This is a genomic window from Saccharopolyspora gloriosae (genome assembly GCF_014203325.1).
GTDB classification, from domain to species: domain Bacteria; phylum Actinomycetota; class Actinomycetes; order Mycobacteriales; family Pseudonocardiaceae; genus Saccharopolyspora_C; species Saccharopolyspora_C gloriosae.
The window spans coordinates 5361585-5382120 of sequence record NZ_JACHIV010000001.1; the positions used below are offsets into that span (position 1 = coordinate 5361585).

Genomic DNA, 20536 nt, shown 5'->3' on the forward strand with positions numbered 1-20536 from the left:
AGCGTTATAGAGCCTCTGCAAAATCACTCGCGGGGCACATTCGGGGCACTCACCGCCGCATCCATTCGATCAGCCACGTCGTTGAGCCGATCGGGAAACAGGTGCCCGTAAAGATCTAGCGTCATCGTCGCGGTCTTGTGCCCCAGCATCTGCTGCACCAGCTTCACATCCGCGCCCGAGGCGATCGCCAGCGACGCCGCAGTGTGCCGAAGCTCGTGTGGATGGAACCCGGCCGGTCCCACGTCCCGGACCGCAGGATCGAAGACGTTCCGCCGGAAGTTCCGCACGCGGAGCACGCCGCCTTGCGGAGCCATGAACACCAAGGCGTCATCCGCCCGCCCCTCGATCCGAGGCCGCAGCTCCTCGACGAGGAATCGAGGCAGCGGAACCGAGCGCCGCTCATGCGTCTTGGGTGAGCCCCACACGAGCGCCCCGTTGACCTCCGTCACCGACTCGGCCACGAGGAAGCGTCGGCGGACTAGGTCCACGCGCCCGACCTTCAGGCCCGCCAGCTCACCCCATCGCAAGCCGGTGTAGGCCAAGAACCGGATGACCACGCCATAGGAACCGCACCGTTCCGCCAGCTTCGCGACCTCGGCATGATCAAGGTAGCGGTGATCCGGCAGGCTCGGCCGAGGCAATCGAATCCCCTCGGCGGGATTTCGCGCGAGGCGTCCGTCTCGCACGGCCCACGCGAGCACCTGCGAAAACACGCGGTGCACCTTCACCACCGACGCGGGCGACCACTCCCCCGCCAGCCCGGACACCCAGGCTTGAACATCAGCGTGTTTCACTGCCGAGAGCCGCACCCGGCCCCACTTCAAGACGATGTGCCGGTTGATCGCGATCTCGTACCGGGCGAACGTGGAGCGCGCGAGGTGCCCCTGAGCTTGGAGCCAGCGGGCCGCCCACTCCCCCACGGTGATCTTCCCCGCATCCGGCGAGACGTAGGTACCGGACATCATGCCGTGCTCAACCGTTGTCGCGTACTGCTCGGCGTCGGCCTTGCGCTGGAAGGACTTCTTGCGCTGGGTGCCGTCCGCCTCGCGCCAGCGAAGTAGCCAGCGGGCGCCCACCCCGTACCGGTCGGTCCGCTGCTGCTTGCCATCCGGACCTTTGCGGTGCCAGCGATCATCGATGTCGGCCATCAGATGACCCCCTCGGGTTGTGCGTCGAACCAGGCTTCGACGTCTTCCGGCCGGTAGCGAACGTGTTTGCCGACGCGCTTTCCAGTGGGGCCGGTGCCTCGGGTGCGCCACTGGTAGACGGTGCCCACGGGCACACCGAAGAACTCGGCCACGTCGTTGGGTCCCCACAGCTTTTGCATGATCAGTCCTTTCGTTCGGTGGAGTGCCGGTGTTTGCGGGTGTCGCGTCGTCGTTGGGCGATGCCTTCGGCGATGTCGCGTTCCTCTGGGGTGCGGTGCCCGACGCTGGTCATGTCCCAGTGGTTGACCACCGTCACCGACTCTTCGGTGACGCCGAGTTCGTCGAGGGCGGCTTCGAGTCGGAAGCGCTGCCGGTCGCCACGGATTTGCTTGAATGTCGTGGAGAACGCCTTGGACTTGCTGAGGAAGTGGCCGCGGAAGGCGAGCATGTGGCACCAGCGCCGCAGGTTGAGGTGATCCAGCTCCTCTAGGACGCCGAGGGTCCAGGTGGTGCGCATGAGCTGCTTGTAGTGCTCGTTGATCCGGAGCTGTTCGATGTGGGCGTCGGAGCGGATCGGCCGGTCCGCCGCCTCGGATTTCCCGGTGCCCTTGGTCGCGTACTTGGCCACGTAGGACGAGAGGCGGTCGTCGGTGATCTCGCCGTCGCCGTCCTCGAAGTCCGGGGCGTTCGCTGGCTTGATGGTGCGGACGTCGATCTGACGGCCCCAGGCCAGTTCGCGCGCCTGGCCGTCGACCTCCGGTGTGGTGATCTTGACCTGTGCGTGCGCGGCGTGAATGGCGTCGGCGAGCAGTTCGGGCGTAGCCCACGCCGGGGCCTTGTCTGAAGCGCCGCCGGGTCCGTCGAGGCGGATCACGGCGTGGAAGTGGATGGCGCCGCGTCGCTGGTATTCGGCGACTTTCGCGTAGGACAGCCGGGCGTGGTCGGCGAAGTCCCGGACCCGGATTCCGGCGGCTTTGGCGAGGTGGCGGCGTAGGGCGATGACGAATCGGTGCCAGAGCTGTCCGGCGTGTGCGTTGAACAGGACGTGCCCGGTGTAGTCGTACCGAGTCGGGAACCGGGGCTGTCCGTCGTCACGGACCGGACCGAACGAGGGGGCCGTGAGGGTGAGGAAGACCCTCGGCCGTTCGGTCACGTGCTCGGGGACGCCCTTGGTTCCGCCGGACAGGCCCGCGCGGAGGAGGTGGTAGGCGTCGGCGGCGTAGCGGTCGGAGCAGGCGGCACAGACCGATTCGCGGCGGTTTCCGCAGGGCACCATGACGTGTCCGCCCTTGTGTGCGAGGACCTGGCTGGTGGTGTTGTCGGTGACGGTCCAGGCGCCGGTCATGCGGACGGGGTGGGTGCATCCGCCGGTGGCTTCGACCTGTTCACGCCAGCGGCCGTAGTCGTTGCTGTGGAGTCGTCGTTGGTAGCGGTCCACGACCGCCCGGTCAGTACGCACCATCGGGGGTGGTCCTTTCGAACATGACGAAGGCGGAGCACCACCGGTCGCAATCGGTGGTAGTGCTCCGCCTTCGAGGGGTTGTGCTTATTCAGTTGTGCCGACGGTTTCCGGCCGTCGCGGCCGGTTTATGCGGTGATCAAGTCGGCGTGGATGGCTGTTGCCATCGCGTCCGGGACCTTCACCACCTGTTGCACGTCTGCCGGGGCGAACCTGCGGCCTTCTTCTGCGGCCTGGTCGCGGGCACGCTTGAGCGCGTCGATGACGTGCGTCGGAAGACGCGGACCGCGTTTCATGGGCTCGGCCGGAATCGCCGGAGGCGTCGGCGTGGGTGCTTCGGTCGTGGCCGGAGTCGGGGCCGGCTGCGGGACGACTTCCCTGGTTTCCGCAGGTGAGTCATGCTCTGCTGCGTCGGCGTAGCCCTGCATCACGACTTGCCGTGACCGTGCCTGAATCACCGGGATCACTTCGGCGAGCCCGTAGACGACCACGGGAATGATCAGGTGCACCGCCAGCGAGCCGAGCTGGAACCGGGCCGGGTCGAGTTGCGGGATCACGTTCATGAACAGCGTCGTGCTCAGCAAGACGCGCTTGATCCGTGTCCACCAGTGGTGACCAGGCTCGACACCGTGGGACAAGATGACGGCTTCGAAGTTGAGCAGCAGGATCAGCAGCCCGGCGAACATCGGTTCCACCGTCCAGGCCGCCCACCACACCGGATCACCCGTGCCTGCGTCCCCGGCGAGGAAAGCTTGAACCCCGGTGGTGGTGAACGAGAGCCCGAGGGCGAGGAAGAACCAGAGCCCGGCCACGGTGCGCCGCCGGGTGCGTTCCATCGCCACGGCGATCAAGTCCGGATCGAGGGACAGGGGGCGGAGTCGTTTGGACTCGGCGATGCGTGCCCCCAGCCGCTCCACCCGCCGAGTCCGCCCCGACCCGCGATCAGCGTTCTTGCGGAACGGCCACATCACGCGCCCCTTTCCTATTCTTCGGTTGTGGTGGTGATCAGGGACTTCACGCCCTGCACGATCAGTGCGAGCACGAGCAGCACCAGGAGCCCGGCCGCCGGACCGGCCAGCACCCACACCAGCGCCACCGCCCCGAGCGCGAGCAGGCCGGACAGGACGAGGACGCCTAACGAGGCCAGCGTCAGATGAACTTGGAACATGGCGAATCTCCTTTGACAGAAGGGGAAACTGCACTTCGAACTCAGGCGGCGTCGTGGTCTTCGTCGTCGCCGTCGAAGGTGTCGATGTGTTCGATGTCGGCTTCGGTGATCTCCGCGATCGCGGTGCGCCGGGGCGCCGGGCGGCGCTCGGTGCGGCGCAGAGGCGTGACCGTGCAGTAGGCGACGAGTGCGGCGATGTCGTCGTCGCTGGTGAACGCGGCCCTCACGCGGAGGGGTTCGCGGCGGCCGTCGTGTTTGACGTAGCCGACGCCCGGCATGATCTCCGGAATCTGATCCGCCAGTGCCCCGCGGTCGCGGACACCTTCGCCCAAGGTCATGTCGACGTAGGAGGCTTCGTCGAGGCGTAGGGCGATCTTGGTGGGGAACAGGCCCCGCATCGGCACGTTGTCCTTATGCGGCTCCTGCACCGCCCCCACAACCCGGCCCAACACGGCCCGGTACTGGGTCAGTGCTTTACCCAGCAGGGGTTCGAATTCGCGGGCAATGTCGCGGGAGCAGTACTGCGTCATCGCGGCCAACTCGTCGACGATCAGCACATCCATCGGCGTCTCAGCCGAGGCCGTCGCGGTCCGGATTCCCCTGCGGCCGAGGTCTTCCTTCCGTGCGTCCAAGGTCTCGACGTACTCGCGCATGAGTTCCAGGCCGGTGACGTCGCTGTCGGCGAACCGGTGGAACATCTCCCGGCCCGCGCCGAACTCCATGCCGCCCTTGGGGTCGATCACCCACAACCGCACCGACCCCGCCCGGATCAACGGCGCGAGCTGCCGGATCAAGCCCCACAACCACGAGCCCTTCCCCGAACCGGTGGCCCCGGCCAACAGGATGTGCAGGCCGCCCAGGAGGTCGAGGGCGAAGTCTCGGCCGTACTCGGTCCGCCCGATCACCAGGCGGCCCAGATCCACCGACTCCACCGACTCCGGCAGCGCAGGCAGCGGGATGGGCATCTCGTCGAACGGTTCGCGGCGCTGGAAATCCAGGCTGATCACACCCGGCTTCAGCGTCCGCACCGTCGCCCGCCGAGCCCGATAGGCGTTGGCGAGGCGTTCCAGGACGGCTTCGAAGTCGCCGGGTTCCTGGGTCTTGACCATGCGGATGCGCACGTGGTCCCAGCACCACGACGACGACACCCGCAACACCTTCGGCGCCCACGACCGCCCCCGGTGATCAGTCACCACCAGGCCCGCCCGGTAGGCGAGGTCGAACCACTGACGCTGGTAGACCGCCCACCGTCTCCACCACGCCCGCAACAACCGGCCCGCGAACCGATCGAACGTCGGACGGTCCAGCAAGCACCACGAGGCACCGGCCACCACAGCGACACCGGCAGCACTGAGCACCACCAGGTAACCCAGCCACACCACCGACGCACCCAAAACGACCGTGCTCGTCATCGAGCGCGGATGCCGCGCCACCCACTTCCCTGCTGCCCGTGCTGGAGTCGTTCCTACTGCTGCCCGTGTGTCCGTCATGTTTTCTCCCCGGAAAAGAAAATGGGGTGCCGGACTCGGTGAGGAGCCCGGCACCCCGATGCCGATGTGTTCTGGTTTTTAGCTGCGTCGTTCGGCCATCTCCAGCTGTGCGATCACCTCACCCACAGCCGTTTTCACCGCGCGCAATTCGGAAGCGACTTCCTTCGGTGTCCCGAATTTGCGCAGGACTCGGTTCATCGCGGCCATCGAGGAATCGATCCGCCGCACCGTCCCGTACACGCTCTCGCCCCGTGTCATCACTTGTATCCCTTCGCCACCACGGCCCCGCCGTGCTCGGCCAGCGCGTCCCGCAACCTGCTCAACGCCACCTGCGCCTGTTGCGCCTGGTCCTCGATATCGGCGAACCGGCGTGCGTCGACGATGTCGTCTTCCAGGAACGCCACCCGGCCCAAGTCCTGGTCCAGCTCATCCACGAACCGCGCCAACACCTCCAGACGTGTCACCGCCGCCGACGCCGGACCCACCCGCTTCAACGCCTGCTCCATCGCCACGATCGATCACCCCTTCCTTTCTTGTCACTCGCCGTTGTCGGCGAGATACCACCGGCCACCCACGCAGCCGGAACCGTGAAACCAGAAATCCCGATCAGAACGAACCCGCATCATCTGGTCCTCTCAACATGGACAAGGCCATGAAGACCCCCGAGCCACCAGCAACACCCGGCGACTCGGGGACCAACAAAGCCCCACCGGCACACACATTCGTGCCGGAAAAAGGCATAGATCGGCCCACTATGGAATTCACCAAAGAACAAGCAGCCCACGAAAACGGCTTGAAAAAGAGAGTTCTACGAAAAGGTATTCACGCCGGAACTGGCGGAGATCAGACCAGCGGAGTCACGCCCGCCGCCCGGTAGGCGAGCCCGGAGGCGTAGCGGCCGTTGCGCTCGGTCTGCCACGGCGACACCGTCGCGTCGATCAACTGCACGTACGTGCCCTCTTCGAACCCGTCACCGGGGTCGGCGGTCAGGGTCACCTTGATCTCCTCGCCCTTCTCCGCGAACTGCCCTTCCTGCGGGCGCTTCTTCGCGAACAGCGACACCACGAAGTGCTGAACCCCAGACCGGTCCGTCACCACCTCTTCGACGCCGTTGTCGTTCTCCCGCATCTTCAACGCCGGGGACTCCGTCACCATCAGCTTGTAGCCCTGCAAGTTCACCGGGATGTTCCGCACCACTGCCTCCAAGAGCTTCGATCGTTTACCCCCCTAAACCCTCCGGCGAGCAAGGCCGCCGACGTGTTGAGGGGGTCTAAACACAAGCTAGGCGCTTCCGCGAGACCTGTCAAGGGGGTCTAAACTTGGGGTATGACGACGCGGGACGAGTTCGAGGCGGTCCGCCGGGAGGCCGACCCCATCCGACGCGGCCTGCGCGCCACAGAGCTGATCACCACGTACCAGCAACGCGCCGCCGAGTTGGCTCGCCTACGCAAAGCTGCGATCGAGGAAGCTCACCGTGATCTGGACATGAGCTACACCGAGATCGCGACCGCTCTCGGGATCACCAAGGGCCGCGTCAGCCAGGTGAAGAAGGACGCCGCCGGTCCCGAACGGGTGATCTTCGGCGTCGGACCGGTCAGCATCGGTATCCCCTACCGCTACCAGGTCACCGACCGCGAGCGCCCGCTGATCGCCGCCGAGGACTCCGCAACCCAAGCCCAGTTCGAGGACCTGTTGGGCGCAATGCGGTTCGCGGTGGACAAGTTCCACGTCGGCCCGGAGACCGAGGAGCTTCCTGCCGGTGATGCCCTGGTGGTCTGCGGCCCGAAGTCCGCACCGGTCGCAGGCGCACTGCTGGCCGAGGACGAACGCGCAGGACTGGTCAAGGACGGCGGCCGTTGGTGGTTCGAGCACCGTCCCACCGGCGAGCGCTACGGCTCCCCCGCCGACGATGACGAACCGAAGTCCGCGGACATCGCCTACGTGGCCCGGCACCGCTACGACGACCGCGTGATCGTCCACGTCGCCGGAATCCACGCGATCGGATCCCTCGGAGCGGCCCACTACCTGACCGCGAACCTCGCTGAGCTGTTCCGCCAGGTTGGCGACGTCTCGTTCAGCCTGGCGGTCCGCTGCACCTACGACGGCCTGAACATCACCGGTAGCGAACTCGCCGCCGGCCCTTTCGCGTGGTGACCCGATGCGCATCGAAACGGCCCAGCTGCCCGACTACGCCGACAGCGACGACAAGATCCTGACCACCGAGAACGCGGTGATCGTGCTCGACGGAGCCTCGGCGTTCCGCCCGGTCCCCGTCCCGGCAAGCCTGTACGCGGCCACCCTTGGCGAAGCCCTCCAACTCCGGTTGAGGCGAGAGCCTTCCGCGGATCTGCGCGCAGTCCTCTCCGAGTCGATCCAGGCAACGACCGACGTGCTGGAACTGACACCGGGCGACTCGCCGTCGAGCACGGTCGCGATCGTGCGCCGCAGTGGCGACCAGGTCGATGAGCTCGTTCTCGGCGACAGCCCGATCATCACGGCCGCAGGGGTGTTCGAGGACCCCAGGCTCGATGAACTTGAACTCCCCGAGCGACGTGCTTACCGAAATCGACTCGCGTCCGGAGCGGGCTACGACGAGCACCACCGCGCCATGCTGCGAGAGCTGCAAGACGCCCAAGCCGAACGGCGAAACCGTGAGGGCGGGTACTGGATCGCCGAGGCCGCGCCAACGGCGGCTGCTCACGCGTTGGTGCGGTCGTGGAACGTCCACGAAGCACCGTGGGCCGTGCTGGCCACCGATGGCGCGTTCAACACGATGACCCACATCGAGACCGACGACTGGCCCCGCGTGGCCGGGATGAGCTCTGCGGAATTGTTCGCCGAGCTAGAGCGCTGCCAAGCGTGGGAAGCCCACGTGGACCCGGACGGGACGGACCTTCCACGGTCGAAGCGCCACGACGACAAGGCCATCGCCGCCGTCCGCTGGGACGTCTGAGCCCTCAGCTTTCGTCGGGGCCGGCGCGACGCTTCCGGATCTGCTGCCGGACGTCGTCTATGTCCCACCGGTAGTGACCGCCAAGCGTGACCTCGGTCGGGACCAGCAGACCTTCGCGCACATAACGAGCGACGGTGCGCGTGCTGATACCCAGCTCACGCGCAAGGTCACCGGTCGGGACCAGACGAGGTTGCGCCACCCACGAACTGTCGCATTTGGCGCGTTTAGATGCCTATTCCTAGGCTCGTTTGAGTCCTTATGGTTGAATGTCTCGATTGAGTCGTATTGACCTGCGCGATTGGAGGATGGGATGTCCGACGAGTCCCGATCGCTAGCGGTGCTACTGCGCCAGGCTCAGTGGGCGCTCGATGATGCCGCCTTCGACATCGGAGCCGGGCGCGCAACAACCGGCCAGCGCGAGCAGCTGGCAGCCGCCTTAGTCCGGCTCGCCCAAGCGCTCCACGGCGACGAGCAGCCGCTGATTATCGACAGCCGCGGCTGAAGTTCATGACCACCACTCCGCCGCCTGCCGAAGACGCCATCAACGAATCTGCGACAGCGCCGCTAGTTCCGGAACAGGCGACGCCCCAGAGCAGCGAAACCACCACCTGGGAAGACATCGAAGAGGTACGTCGGGAGCACGATCCCGTTCGCCAGGCCACCCGAGCCACCGAGCTGATCAACGAGTGCCGCCGCCGGGTCACAGAACTGGCAGCGCTCCGCCGCAACGCGATCGAACGCGCCCACCGCGTGAACGGCATGACCTACGCCGACGTCGCCGACTCCCTCGGCATCACCAAAGGGCGCATCGCCCAGATCCGGAACGGCCGCACCGAGCAGAACTGACCTACGAAGCAGGGGGCATCGTGGGCAAGCACCGCACCAGAACGGAACCTGCCGGGTACATCACCGCATGGCATGGAGAGCTCTTCCCCGAGACGCCGCCGGAGATCCCCGTCCTGCGTGACACGACTGAGGCATCGCGAAGCCGAAGATGGCCAATGCCAACCGTTCCACTGCTACGACACATCCTGGACAGGCTTTACGAGCTCTAGCAGCACACAAGCGCAAAGCGACTACGTGATCGCTAGGCGCCGCGAGCATCTGAAGTCCGCGGGAGCTTCGTCGGCGACCTGACGGCCAAGTGACCATAGCTTCCGAGGTCACTGGTTCCTGCGACGAGCGTTTTGCCGGTTGATGTCCCGTTGCATCAGCCATTCGTCTTCTGGTGGCTTAAGCCCGCGGAACACCAACGAGTCGAGCCAAAGCCCCTGATACCCATCGGAGAACAACGCAGCTGCGGAAGGCAGCAGCAGCATGCCCACGAGGAACCCACCGCCGGCCGGGATGATGTCGATCCATCCTGCCGCCGCAGCCACGAGCGGACCAAACGTGATCAAGCCTAGGACCGCCATAGAGATGCGCAGTGGCACCAGACGTGGCTCGATGGGAGGTGTCTCGCGTGCCAGTCGCCGCATCGCAATCAGGCGTGCGGGTCCATAGCCGACAGACGCGGCCACAAAGAAGGCCACCAGAGGGCCGAACTCAGTCTTGAGGTTGCCTGCGAGGAGCCACCCGAGGCCGACGAGCGTCAGGATGATCCAGAGAGTGGCTACCACTCGGCGCTTGGTCATCAGCCACCATCCTCGGTGATCCCGTCGTAAAGCTTCTCAGCGCCCCAACTGCCGAGGCCAGAACCTATCGCCGCCACGCCTACGCCAACAACGGCACCAACCGGGCCGCCGACACAAGCGCCGGCCACAGCCCCGGCCAAGATGCCACCAGCAGCACCGCCAGCGAGGTTGAAACCGGCCTTGCCTACCGGTTTGCCGTCGTTGACAACCGCTTCGACTTGGACTCCGGCGGCGATGGCCGTCCCGACCACCGGTACGCCTTTGGCGGTCTTGCCCAGGACACGTGCGCCTTTCGCGTCCAATCCGGTTCGGCCGTACAAGCGGTCGGCCGTCTTCTGGGACTTGACCGCCTCGCCCTGGTGGCGAGTGGACCGCTGTAGCAACTTGTCACGTTGGGAAGCTTTGGCGGCTTGTCCCGCTGGTGTCACCCCGGCAGCGTCGATGGCGCTGTTCGCTTTAGCGGCGCGTTCGTACAGCATGTCGGCGCGTTTGCTGAACGTATCGGCCATGCCCTGCGGTGTGGTGAGTGATCCGCGGGCAATGCCCTCGATGTTCCAGATGGCACCGTTGATCATGTACTGGAGGAACCCGGTTTCATACTTCATCGACGCTTCGAGGGCCTTGTGCGCGTCCTGCTCTTTGCTGCGTGCGTCGGCGACGGTGGCTTTGGCCTCCTCGAACCCTCGAACTTTGCGTTCGTGGTCCGCTTTGGCTTTCGCAGCTGCCTCGAAATCGTGCAACGGCCGCTCGTTCAGGCTAGGGCCGTCGGTTTTGAGGCCAGGCTCGGGCGGCGGAGGCCGTGGCGGTTCGATCGTCGTCGGCGTCAACGTCAGGCCATGCTCGCTGGCGACCTCACGCGCTTGCTTCATCCTCGCGATCACCGATTGCAACTCGTCAGCAAACGTCTCCAGTGCGGCCTTTGCCCGGCTGGTCGCCTCGTCGAGGTCATCGGCGGCCGCACCCTTCTCCTGCATGGCCCGGCGGAAGTTCTCGCCGGCCTCACCAGTCCAGCAGCTTTCCGACTCGCCCCGAACCTGACGAAGACCTGTTCCGACGTCGTGGACCCCGTCGCCAAGTTTGCCGAGTTCGGTCGCGGTCGTCCGACACGACTCAGGCGTACCTTCCACCAGCGTCACCAGCGGCGCGGTCATGTCAGCGGCCCCCAGGAGTGTCGTTCGGCGACAACGGCAATGGCGGCAGCTGAGAAACCGCTTGGTCGTCGGAGCGGATGTACACGCCACCGGCGTTGCTCACTTCGCCCGCCTGGTGCTCAGTGTCGGCAGCCATTCGCGCAATCGACTTGTAGAAGGTGGCCATCGCCTCGGTGACCGGACCGGTCGACACGCCAGCATCCACCTCGCCCGTCGCCGCACCCACGTTGTCACTGAGCCCACTCAACGAAGAGGTGAGCGTGCTAGCCAGCCGGTCTAGTTCCTCCGGCGTGACATTGACCTGCTCTCCCACTCTTACGACCCCCCTGCGCTGAGCTGGCGAAGATCGACGTCCTGAGCAATACCGTCCGCGCCGGTGGCAGCCAGCAAATCCGGCAGGGACTCGGCGGAGAAGGCCACCCACGGCTGACCTTCCCCGCAGCAAGTCACCAGCATTTCCACACTCGTGAACACCGGCAAAGCCAACTCGTCTTCGTCGGTTCGCCGTAGCTGGATCTCGGCGTGCCCATCCTCGTCAGGCTCGGACCCGGTAGGGACGAACACCGGAACGTTCGAACGCACGGGCTGCCCGCCGGGCTCCTCCGACCCACCTGGTTCGTTGACGTTCTCAGCGCCCCAAACCGGCGGGGACACGTACGAACGTCCGTCGGCGCCGAACGCGCTCGACATGTGGCCACACTCCTCACCGGACATCAACGACGCATGCCGCGGCGACCCTAACGACCACACGGACGCCGGAGGTTTATAACCCTAGACATCACCCCAATATCACCCGTGCAGAGCAGTCTTCGATCACCTGCGACCGCTAGCCCCCGCCTGGTCAACGTGCAGCGCTCGATGCTTCGTCAGATGCCGACCAAGCTGCACACACCGAGTCGCAGCGCTCGTGTTCAGAGTTTCTTTTCTTCATCAAGGGCGGCCCCTGCGGGGCCGCCTGCCTGCTGTATGCGAGCCCGGCCAAGCCGGCCGCCGGGCGTGCGGCTGGCGCCGGTCCCGGCGGCCGGCGTCCGGGCGCAATGCGGAAGGCAGGCGGCCGGGAACCACGCAGGGGCCGTATAGAGTTGCGGATCGTCCCGCCAGATTCAATGAACAAGTGTGGCTGGTCTGCGGGAGTGGTCACCTCGGCCACTCCCGCAGACCAGCGTCTCTCTATTGTCGATGTGCTCGCCTCGCTATGGTTTCGTTGCGCGAAAATGCAAGAGAGTCCATCACAAGTAGCCCACGATAGGCGCTATTACAGCACGAAAATGAGTGGGCCTCGCTCTTGACGAGGCCCACTCGCAACTAAAAACAGCATACTGCTTTTAGTGTTAGATGACATTTCGTTGGAGTCATCTAAAACTTAATCAGCCCAAGCGGTTCTCGTGTCATCCCCCAGTGGAATTGAGCACAAAAACCTCTACAAATGGAAGTTTCCCGACTCTCCAAATGTGCGTGAACGCGTTGCTTAAAATCCAAGATTATCCTAGACGGCCCCCTTAGGACTTAGCAAAGATCACTCGCCGCATGGGTACATGGCTTAATCTAAACATATTTAGCATCACAGAATGACGACCTCTCGAGTTGTTCCATCCTTTTCAATTAGAACCTTGGCGCCATCATCCTTTATTGCACTGTAGACGAAGTCGCCGTAACCGACTAGCCGCCGAAGGGCCTCAGTCAAGCTGACGTCTTCATTTTCGATCAGCTTATTTAGTGAATTAGCCATTTCTGTGGATATGGAAACATTGATTCGCTTTGCGCGAGCATGTCCCTTGGTTTCTTGGTTTGAGTATTGCTCTTGCGTGCCAGCGCTCACTGCGATCCCCAATCTGAGCCCTGAGGTGTCCCTTCTTCTGTCTCCGGACACCGCTGAAGTCCCCGGACTTCGGCGGCATCCCCTCCTCTACTGTACCGGAGCGCCCCTATGATGCACTACTATGGTGGCGGTTGCCACCCTAAAAGCTGTGCATCATGCAGCTGGGTGACAGCTAGGTTGGGACACTAGGCGTGGTCGAGGCGTGTACGCTGTGTATCATCGGGTCTGGGTGAAGCTGGCAGCCCGCACGGCGGGGGTGCGGTCGGCGAGCCTGCACCCCGAGAAGTAGCCGGAGAGACGTCCCGGCGTACGCCAGAAAGGATCAAGGTAGATGGGCGATTCGCGGACCCCGCGCCGTCGCACCGACAGTGTTGTCGGTGAAACCTGGAAAGACGAGACTGGTGACAGCGAGCTGAGTAACAAGAAGATCATCGACACGCTGCCGGACCTGCGGTCGCCCCTCTCGGTCCGAGAGGAGGTCGGCCAGCACGCGACCCGGCGGCCGCAAGGGAATGAGTGAGAGTGGTCGAGACGGTTCGGAGGAAAGGGAGGAGGACTCAGAAGAAACTTGGGTCGAGTACGAGACGCCCGACGATGGAGATGTAATCGATCTCGGCACGGAGCGACGTGAGCAACGCCGCCATGTGGCCTCTATGCAGTCTAAGGTTCTTGTCGGAGTGGGCTTTCTGTTCTGCTTTACCCTTCTGACTGTAGTTCTCGGGCGGGCGTTCGGGGCCTTATCGGAGGCCCTTGCCGAGTACTTGATTCATACGATTATGCCGGTTGTGCTGGGGTCTGGGGCTACGATCGTCGGAGCACTGTTTCAATCCGGTAAAAATCTCGATTGAGCCGACCAGAAAGGTGCCAGAGTGCGCGTTCGCTGGCACCTTTCTGGGGCTCGCGCGGCTTGCCTGCTGGCGCCGCTGTGCCTCGATAGGTAATCTCGATTCCCGCATCGCAACTGCACAAAACAATGTTGCGAAGCGTCGATGCTAATCCTGGTTACCGGGTATCGGTCAGGTATACAGCGTTCCCGGGCAGGCCAGCTGATCCGGTGACGCCCGGGGATTGCCGAAGAAGTGCCAATAATCAACGGTCAGCGACGTCATGCGACGTCAAATGATCACGCCCCTGATGGAGAGATCTGCGCAGGTGACCGGCTGTATCGTCAAGTGACGGTAGACGTCGGCCATCATGGATGCCAGAACCGTGGGTTCTGGGTTGGCCACGCGCCAACGGATGGGGCACGTCCGGGGCACACGCGGACCGCAGGTGACCGAGAATGACGACAACTGACCGATGCTCCCAGGCTGGCCGCCGAGTAGGTGGCCAGCCGCGCCCCAGGTAGTTGGCACGGCTGGAACGCCCTCCGGAGGCAGGTGTCGCAGGTTCGAGTCCTGCCGAGGGCACATCGAATAGACGCACAAAACCGCCCCTGGCCAGCAAGAATTCGACCAGGGGCGGTTTTGTGCGTCAGCCACTTCCGGTACGTGTCTGCCGATCTCAGCCGATGGTTACGTGCAATGCGCGTGCACGGCCCTACTGGGCCCGGTATCCGAAGAAGTCCTCCACCTGCTTGCAGGCGATCACGTCTTGCCCGTGCAGGGTCCGAATCTTCGTTCGGGTCAAAGAAGATCACGGAATCAGCGCTGATCGCCTGACAACGTCTAGGGGACTGCGCGGAGCTCGAGCGGGCTGGGACGCCGACCCGGACGGGCACCTCGTCCCCGGCCGGCCGACGCAAGCCACGGGGTGAGGTGAGTCCGCGAACCGCCGGGGCGGCCCGACGCGCCCGAGCACCCGGGCGCGTCGGTTCACACCGGGGTCTGGTCTCCCAGCTGCTCGCCCGCGAGATGGTGCCCTGCTTATGCGGCCGTGTGTCCACCGTCGACGACGACCGTGGACCCGGTCATGTAGCTCGAGCGCGGCGAGGCCAGAAACAGGATCGCCTCGGCAATCTCGCCCGCCTGCCCGACTCGTCCGATCGGGTTGGCGGCCCCCGAGTCCGCGAGGGTGCTCTCTCCTACCTCGTCGAGCAGCGACGCCGTCTGAGTCGCGCCCGGCGCGACGGCGTTGACGCGGACGCCCCGTGAGCCGAACTCGACCGCCCAGCTCCGCGTCAGCGCCGAGAGGGCACCCTTTGTGGCCGCGTACGCGGCATTGCCGGCTTGTCCGGTCATCCCAGCGGTGCTGGTGACGAGGACGATGTTGCCGTGGCCACGCGCCAACATCGCAGGCGCGAGGGCCGCGGTAAGGAAGAAAGGGCCGCGCACGTTCGTATCCATCATCGCCCCGAACAGTGACGGGTCCTGATCGACGGTAGGGGAGAACGGGAAGATTCCCGCGTTGTGGATGAGGACGTCAACAGGCTCGACCTGGCGGGCGAGATCGCGCACGGAGGTCATGTCGCTCATGTCGGCCGCAACGAAGGACGCCTTACGGCCCGTCTGTCGCGCAAGAGCCGATGTCGCTTCGTGGCCGCGTTCGCGGTCTCGTCCCGTGATGGTGAGCTCAGCACCCTCGGCCAGTAGGCGTTCAGCGGTGGCGAAGCCGATGCCGCTGGTCCCACCGGTGAGCAGAATTGTGGTGCCGTCGAATTCCATGGTCGCCCGCTCCTTGTGTGGTGGTGGTGTGGATGAACGTGGCCTGGTTCGCCGAGTGTGCCAAGGCCCGGTGACAACTAGCGCGACCAGAGCCGGTGCTGCGACGACGAGGCTTGTGCCGACTGCACTGATGTCGCAGGTTCGAGTCCAGCCGAGGGCACCCGAAATAACGAGAATGGACAAGGCGCTGATCAGCGTTCTTGTCCAACTTGGTTTTCAAGGGATGTCGATTCGCTCTCTCCCTGAAGACCACATACCGCGCTTCCCCGGTCGAACAGCGCACAAGTCGCCTCAGGCCACGATCGCAGCGAACGCCTCTGACCGGTCAGCGCCCCGCAAGCGTCACTCTCCTTCTGAAGCAGCGCGGAGGACGTTCCGCGCCATTCCCCCGAAGATCAATCCGTGGAACGGGACGAGGCACCACCAGTAGACGTGCCCGGCCAATCCGCGCGGAACGAACACCGCGCGCTGGCGGTAGTGCGATCCGCCCGCCTCACCCGGCGCGACGACGAACTCGAGCCACGCGCGCCCCGGCAACCGCATTTCCGCCCGGAGCCGTAGGAGCCGTCCCTCGTCGAGCGCTTCCACGCGCCACCAGTCGAGCGCCTCTCCCACGCGCAGGCGCTGCGCATGGCGACGCCCCCGCCGCAATCCAACCCCGCCGGAGATCTTGTCGAGAGCTCCCCGCACCGCCCACAGCAGCCACGGGGAGTACCACCCGTGCTCGCCGCCGACGCCCTCGACGACGCGCCACAAGCGATCCGGGGCGACCGGACTCCACTTCTCCCGCACATCCGCGTAGACGGTGCCGCCCGACCAAGCCGGGTCCGACGGCAGCGGTTCGGAAGGAGCGTCCGCCGGGGCCGCGTCCGACCATCGGGTCTCGGTCTCCGCGTTCCGGATCTTGCTCAAGGCCAGCTCGACGGATCTGTCGTAGCCGGTCACACCCCCCGCCGGCCGGGGCACCACCTCGTCGATGTCGCTCTCCGAGCAGACCGCCTCGTGGATGAGGGACTCGATCAGCGGCGCCCCCACCTTCTTCGGCACCGGAGTCACGACGTTGATCCACTGGGCGCTCAGCCAGGGAGTGAGCACACCGACCGGCAACATCCGCCTCGGCGGCAGACCGGCGACGACCGCGTAGCGGCGCATCATCTCGCCGTAGGTCAGGACGTCCGGGCCGCCCACGTCGAAGGAGCGGTTGATCGATCGCGGTACGCGCGACGCCGCGACCAGGTAGTGCACCACGTCCCGCACCGCGATCGGCTGCACCCGGTTGTGCACCCAACGCGGGGTCACCATCACTGGAAGCCGCTCGGTCAGGTGCCGCAGCATCTCGAAGCTGGCCGACCCGGAACCGATGATCACCGCGGCCTGCAGCACGACCGTCGGAACACCGCTTCGCAAGAGGATCTCGCCGACCTCAGCCCGCGAGGCCATGTGCTCCGACAGCTCCTCCACCGGCGGATGCACGCCTCCGAGGTACACGATGCGCTGAACCGACGCCTCCCGGGCCACCTGCCCCATGATCAGCGCCGCTTTCCGGTCCCGAACGGCGAAACCGGACTCGGCCATCGAATGGACCAGGTAGTAGACGACCTCGACCCCCTCGCACGCCGCGGCCACGTCCTCCTCCCGCAACAGGTCCCCGCGAACCACGTCCACCCGATCTCGCCACGGCACGTCCCGCAGCTTCTCCGGATCCCGCACCAGGCACCTGACCTGCCGACCGTCCGCCAGCAACTGCGGCACCAACCGCCCACCGACGTAACCACTCGCCCCGGTAACCAGACACACCATTCCTGCAGCCTGCGCCCACCCACGAGCCCCCGCAGCCCACGGCGAGGAAGGGAACCTTCCTGTCACGGGTGACAGGAAGGTTCCCTTCCTCGCACCACCACGCCGTCCCCGACCGGCGACTTATTGAAAACGAGAGTCATTGTATTGTGGGCTCGGCGCACCGGAAGTCGCGTTCCTCGGCGACTCAGGCGCGAGAGCCCGATGGAGAGCACATGGATCATCAGGAAGAGCATCGAATCGGCGAGTACGTCGTGCGGCGAGCCCGCATCGACGACGTCGAAGGCGCCCGGCGGGTCATGCTCGACACCTTCTACAAGGAGTTCGGCCACGGCTACCACGCCCGCTGGCACTCGGATGTCGTGGACATCGAAGGCGCGTACCTGAACAACCCCCGCCACGCGCTGTTCGTGGCGGTGCGGGACGAGCAGGTCGCGGCGACGACGGCCATCCGCTCCGGCGGCCCCCGCTGCCCACCGCACCCGGAGTGGCTGGCGGCCCGCTACGGGGATGGCCGGACGGCCCAGTTGTTCCGCGTCTACGTGGACCGGGAGCACCGCCGCCACGGCCTGGCGAGCGCACTGGTGTCGATGGCCTGCGACTTCGTGTCGGAGACACCGGAGTACTCGACGATCTACCTGCACACGAACCCCGCGATCGAGGGCGCCGCACCGTTCTGGCAGAGCGCGGCGACGGAGATCTACGACGCCCGCCAGGACCCTCGCTACAGCCCCAGCGTCCATTTCGAGATCGCGATCCCGGGCCGATCGGGAGCGCTTCGCTCGAATCCGGCCGCCCTCTCCGACATCGACTACGCCGGGTGACCTAGTCGGCAAGATCGGGCGACGCGAGCTCCACCCGCTTCAGCGATGACGAACGCACGTTCGACGGCGAACCATGGAGGCATGTTCACCTCCGCGCACCGCACGCCGCCGGGTCGTCCGGGAATCTCCGCCGCACGCTCAGGTTCGAGCGATTCGGCTCGTCGCCGCCTCGATCAGCGCGCACGTCATCGAATGCTGTGGAGCACGCAGCACTTCCGAGGCCGGTCCCCGTTCGACGATGTGGCCCTCATCGACGATCACGACCTGCTCGGCCAGGTCGGCCACCACGCCCAGGTCGTGCGTGATCACCACCAACGCGCACTGCGCAGCGGTCTGGAGCTCCTTCAGCACGCCGAGCAGTTCGGCTTGAGTGACCGTGTCCAGCCCGGACGTGATCTCATCGCAGATCAGGACCCGCGGTTCGGCGAGCAGCGCCCGAACGAGCGCAGCTCGTTGCAGCTCGCCACCGGACAACGACTCGGGCAGCCGTGCCGTGATCTCCGGGCCGAGTCCGATGCGCCGGAACCACCCGTCGGCCTGACTGCGAGCCTCTCGTCGATCAACGCCGCGAAGCCGTTCGGCGGTTCTGGCGACCTGGTCGATGACGGGCGCGAACTCGTTGAACGATGCGCGGGCGTCCTGGAAGACGTATTGGATGTCGGCCAGTTGTGCTCGGGTTCGCCCGCGCAATCGAGCGGCGAGCGGCGTTCCGTCGAGCAGCACTGCCCCGCGCCGGGGCGGGTGCAGACCGGCGAGGCATCGGGCCAGCGTCGTCTTACCGCTGCCGGAACGGCCCACAACCGCGATGCGCTCGCCCGCTGGAATTTCGAGCGACACCGAGTGCAGCGTCTCGGTGAACCTTCCCCGTTCACGGTGGCCGGCGATCAGTTCACGCGCGGAGACCACCGCGGGTGGCGGGTCGGCCTCGCTCGTACCGAGCGGCGCCCGGCTGTCGGGCTGCGACTCGACCAGCAGCCTCGTGTAGGCGTGCGTCGGCGAGCTCAGAACCTCGGTGGCGGGGCCGGATTCGACCACCGCCCCGGCTCGCATGACCAACACGTGGTGCGCCAGCTGCCGCACCACGTCGAGGTCATGGGTCAGCAGCAGCACGGCGATCCCCAGCTCGGCCAGGCTCCGCAGTTCCTCCACGATCTGCCCGCGCGTAAGAGCGTCCTGCCCGGTCGTGGGCTCGTCAGCGATCACCACGACCGGGTCGCACACCAGCGCTTGAGCGAGGAGGATGCGCTGCTGCTGCCCACCGGAGAGCTGGTGCGGGTAGCGGTTGAGCAGGGTGTCCCCATCCGGCAGCTGAGCTCGGCGCAGCGCTGTCGAGACCTTGGTGCGCACCAGTTCCTTGCGCTGCGCGCGCGGAACCGTGCCGATGTGTCGGCGCGCGATCTCGCGCAGCACCGAGCCGACACGGCGGACCGGGTTGAGCGCCGCCGAAGGGTGCTGCGGGATGTATCCGATCCGCCCGGGCGCAGGTGGCCGGTCCGCAGCTACGCGATCGCCGGCCACGACTACATCGCCGTCGACGTCGGCACCGGGCGGGCGTTCACCGAGCAGCGCGAGTCCGGTGGTGGTCTTGCCACTACCGGACTCCCCCACCAACGCGGTGACCTCGCCGGCCGCCATGGCGAACGACACTCCGGCGACCACGGGCCGGGTGTCCAGCGAGACCGTCAGCTCGCCGACATCGACGACGTTCACGCGCGCACCTCTCGCCGCTTCCTGCGCAACAGCTGGTCGAATGCCAGGTTGACCCCCACCGACAATGCCACGATCAGCAGTGCGGGCAGCACGACCGCCCAGGGCTGGAGGAACAAGCCGGTGCGGTTGCGATCCACCATCGCCGCCCAATCGCTGGTCTGCGGGGACACCCCGACACCGAGGAAGCTCGCCGACGCGACGAGGTAGACGGCGCCAGTGAACCTGGTCCCCAAATCCGCGGCCAATGTTCGCACCATCGCCCGCACGACATAGCCGAGGCCGATGCGGACGTGGCTCTCCCCTTGGAGTCGCATCGCCTCGACCGCGGGTCTCGCTGAGATCGCGAGCGCCGAGGCACGCGCGATCCTGATGACATCCGGAAGGTTGATCACCGTGACGATCACGACCAACGCCCACATGACGTTCGGTGCCGTGGAAGCCAGCAGCAGCAACAGGAGCATCGACGGCACCGCCAGGACGATGTCCAACGGTCGCATCACCGCTTCGCCCAGGAACCTGGACCGGCTCATCCCCACCGCCACCCCGATCGGTACCGCTACGAGGTACGTGCACAAGGTCGCAGCCACGGCGATCAGCACCACCGAGCGGCCGCCCAGGAGCACCTCGTTCCACACGTCCCGGCCGACGAAGTCGGTGCCGAACAGGTGCCCGGGCCCGCTGCTGAACGCGATGTCCTTGTCCGAGTTGGCGGACGCGAAGACCGGACCGACCGCCGCGAGCACGATCGGCAGGGCGATCAACGCCGCTGGGATCACGAAG

The 20536-nt window shown here is 65.8% G+C and carries 25 protein-coding genes; 6 read left to right on the forward strand and 19 right to left on the reverse strand.

All coding sequences use genetic code 11. The features are described 5' to 3' along the window. Positions 1-23 precede the first annotated feature (23 nt). From BJ969_RS23350 to BJ969_RS23390, 9 genes are all read right to left on the reverse strand, one after another. Positions 24-1148, reverse strand: coding sequence for a tyrosine-type recombinase/integrase (locus tag BJ969_RS23350; RefSeq protein WP_184482093.1), 1125 nt, complete (start codon positions 1146-1148; stop codon positions 24-26). Next, entirely contained in the window at positions 1148-1327 is a 180-nt protein-coding gene (locus tag BJ969_RS23355) for a helix-turn-helix transcriptional regulator (protein WP_184482095.1), read from the reverse strand. Before BJ969_RS23355 ends, BJ969_RS23350 begins: the two co-directional genes overlap by 1 nt. 2 nt (positions 1328-1329) lie before the next feature. Continuing rightward, positions 1330-2610 carry a replication initiator gene (locus BJ969_RS23360; RefSeq protein ID WP_184482097.1) on the reverse strand — a complete coding sequence of 427 codons (1281 nt, stop codon included), beginning with the start codon at positions 2608-2610 and terminating at the stop codon, positions 1330-1332. Between the two features lie 125 nt (positions 2611-2735). Next, a complete protein-coding gene (locus BJ969_RS23365) occupies positions 2736-3449 on the reverse strand; it encodes a hypothetical protein (RefSeq protein WP_343071725.1) in 714 nt (237 codons plus the stop codon). Between the two features lie 140 nt (positions 3450-3589). Then, positions 3590-3775, reverse strand: a complete 186-nt coding sequence (locus BJ969_RS23370) for a hypothetical protein (protein WP_184482099.1) — start codon at positions 3773-3775, stop codon at positions 3590-3592. A 41-nt stretch (positions 3776-3816) separates the two neighbouring features. Next, a complete protein-coding gene (locus tag BJ969_RS23375; protein ID WP_246457079.1) occupies positions 3817-5187 on the reverse strand; it encodes an FtsK/SpoIIIE domain-containing protein in 1371 nt (456 codons plus the stop codon). Between the two features lie 156 nt (positions 5188-5343). Continuing rightward, positions 5344-5523, reverse strand: coding sequence for a hypothetical protein (locus tag BJ969_RS23380; RefSeq protein WP_184482103.1), 180 nt, complete (start codon positions 5521-5523; stop codon positions 5344-5346). After that, positions 5523-5777: a hypothetical protein gene (locus BJ969_RS23385; protein ID WP_184482105.1), complete on the reverse strand. Its 255-nt coding sequence runs from the start codon at positions 5775-5777 to the stop codon at positions 5523-5525. Before BJ969_RS23385 ends, BJ969_RS23380 begins: the two co-directional genes overlap by 1 nt. 331 nt (positions 5778-6108) lie before the next feature. Then, positions 6109-6462, reverse strand: coding sequence for a hypothetical protein (locus BJ969_RS23390; protein WP_343071726.1), 354 nt, complete (start codon positions 6460-6462; stop codon positions 6109-6111). Positions 6463-6591: 129 nt separating this feature from the next. Here BJ969_RS23390 and BJ969_RS23395 point away from each other — a divergent pair, with 129 nt between their 5' ends. Beyond that, complete coding sequence (locus tag BJ969_RS23395) at positions 6592-7419, forward strand: sigma-70 family RNA polymerase sigma factor (protein WP_184482109.1); 828 nt, start codon at positions 6592-6594, stop codon at positions 7417-7419. A 4-nt stretch (positions 7420-7423) separates the two neighbouring features. Then, the gene (locus BJ969_RS23400) at positions 7424-8218 is read left to right on the forward strand and encodes a protein phosphatase 2C domain-containing protein (protein ID WP_221315923.1); all 795 of its coding nucleotides are present in this window, start codon (positions 7424-7426) and stop codon (positions 8216-8218) included. Between the two features lie 4 nt (positions 8219-8222). Here the strand turns inward: BJ969_RS23400 and BJ969_RS23405 are convergent, their stop codons facing one another. Continuing rightward, positions 8223-8417 (reverse strand): MerR family DNA-binding transcriptional regulator, encoded by a 195-nt coding sequence (locus BJ969_RS23405; RefSeq protein ID WP_184482111.1) that lies wholly within the window; start codon positions 8415-8417, stop codon positions 8223-8225. Positions 8418-8528: 111 nt separating this feature from the next. Here BJ969_RS23405 and BJ969_RS23410 point away from each other — a divergent pair, with 111 nt between their 5' ends. Both BJ969_RS23410 and BJ969_RS23415 read left to right on the forward strand, forming a co-directional pair. After that, a complete protein-coding gene (locus BJ969_RS23410) occupies positions 8529-8720 on the forward strand; it encodes a hypothetical protein (protein WP_184482113.1) in 192 nt (63 codons plus the stop codon). 5 nt (positions 8721-8725) lie between these two features. Further along, the gene (locus tag BJ969_RS23415; RefSeq protein ID WP_184482115.1) at positions 8726-9064 is read left to right on the forward strand and encodes a sigma-70 family RNA polymerase sigma factor; all 339 of its coding nucleotides are present in this window, start codon (positions 8726-8728) and stop codon (positions 9062-9064) included. 317 nt (positions 9065-9381) lie between these two features. Here the strand turns inward: BJ969_RS23415 and BJ969_RS23420 are convergent, their stop codons facing one another. The 5 genes from BJ969_RS23420 to BJ969_RS23440 form a co-directional block, all read right to left on the reverse strand. Next, a complete protein-coding gene (locus BJ969_RS23420) occupies positions 9382-9852 on the reverse strand; it encodes a hypothetical protein (RefSeq protein ID WP_184482117.1) in 471 nt (156 codons plus the stop codon). Next, positions 9852-11003, reverse strand: a complete 1152-nt coding sequence (locus BJ969_RS23425) for a WXG100 family type VII secretion target (RefSeq protein WP_184482119.1) — start codon at positions 11001-11003, stop codon at positions 9852-9854. The genes BJ969_RS23420 and BJ969_RS23425 overlap by 1 nt, the downstream gene beginning before the upstream one ends. A 1-nt stretch (position 11004) precedes the next feature. Then, a complete protein-coding gene (locus BJ969_RS23430) occupies positions 11005-11316 on the reverse strand; it encodes a hypothetical protein (protein WP_184482121.1) in 312 nt (103 codons plus the stop codon). Positions 11317-11318: 2 nt separating this feature from the next. After that, positions 11319-11693: an SAV_915 family protein gene (locus BJ969_RS23435; RefSeq protein ID WP_184482123.1), complete on the reverse strand. Its 375-nt coding sequence runs from the start codon at positions 11691-11693 to the stop codon at positions 11319-11321. A gap of 871 nt (positions 11694-12564) precedes the next feature. Beyond that, on the reverse strand, positions 12565-12822 hold the full coding sequence (locus BJ969_RS23440) for a hypothetical protein (protein ID WP_184482125.1): 258 nt from the start codon (positions 12820-12822) through the stop codon (positions 12565-12567). 331 nt (positions 12823-13153) lie between these two features. On the opposite strand from BJ969_RS23440, the gene BJ969_RS23445 reads away from it, so the two are divergent. Then, positions 13154-13342 carry a hypothetical protein gene (locus BJ969_RS23445; protein WP_184482127.1) on the forward strand — a complete coding sequence of 63 codons (189 nt, stop codon included), beginning with the start codon at positions 13154-13156 and terminating at the stop codon, positions 13340-13342. A gap of 1345 nt (positions 13343-14687) precedes the next feature. Here the strand turns inward: BJ969_RS23445 and BJ969_RS23450 are convergent. Then, the gene (locus tag BJ969_RS23450) at positions 14688-15425 is read right to left on the reverse strand and encodes an SDR family NAD(P)-dependent oxidoreductase (RefSeq protein WP_184482129.1); all 738 of its coding nucleotides are present in this window, start codon (positions 15423-15425) and stop codon (positions 14688-14690) included. A gap of 342 nt (positions 15426-15767) precedes the next feature. After that, a complete protein-coding gene (locus BJ969_RS23455; protein ID WP_184482131.1) occupies positions 15768-17225 on the reverse strand; it encodes an SDR family oxidoreductase in 1458 nt (485 codons plus the stop codon). 212 nt (positions 17226-17437) lie between these two features. Here BJ969_RS23455 and BJ969_RS23460 point away from each other — a divergent pair, with 212 nt between their 5' ends. Further along, entirely contained in the window at positions 17438-18046 is a 609-nt protein-coding gene (locus BJ969_RS23460) for a GNAT family N-acetyltransferase (RefSeq protein ID WP_184482133.1), read from the forward strand. Positions 18047-18184: 138 nt separating this feature from the next. Here the strand turns inward: BJ969_RS23460 and BJ969_RS23465 are convergent, their stop codons facing one another. Together BJ969_RS23465 and BJ969_RS23470 are read right to left on the reverse strand one after the other, a co-directional pair. Then, positions 18185-19756 carry an ABC transporter ATP-binding protein gene (locus BJ969_RS23465; protein WP_343071561.1) on the reverse strand — a complete coding sequence of 524 codons (1572 nt, stop codon included), beginning with the start codon at positions 19754-19756 and terminating at the stop codon, positions 18185-18187. Continuing rightward, positions 19753-20517: an ABC transporter permease gene (locus BJ969_RS23470; protein ID WP_221315924.1), complete on the reverse strand. Its 765-nt coding sequence runs from the start codon at positions 20515-20517 to the stop codon at positions 19753-19755. The genes BJ969_RS23465 and BJ969_RS23470 overlap by 4 nt, the downstream gene beginning before the upstream one ends. Between the last annotated feature and the right edge of the window lie 19 nt (positions 20518-20536).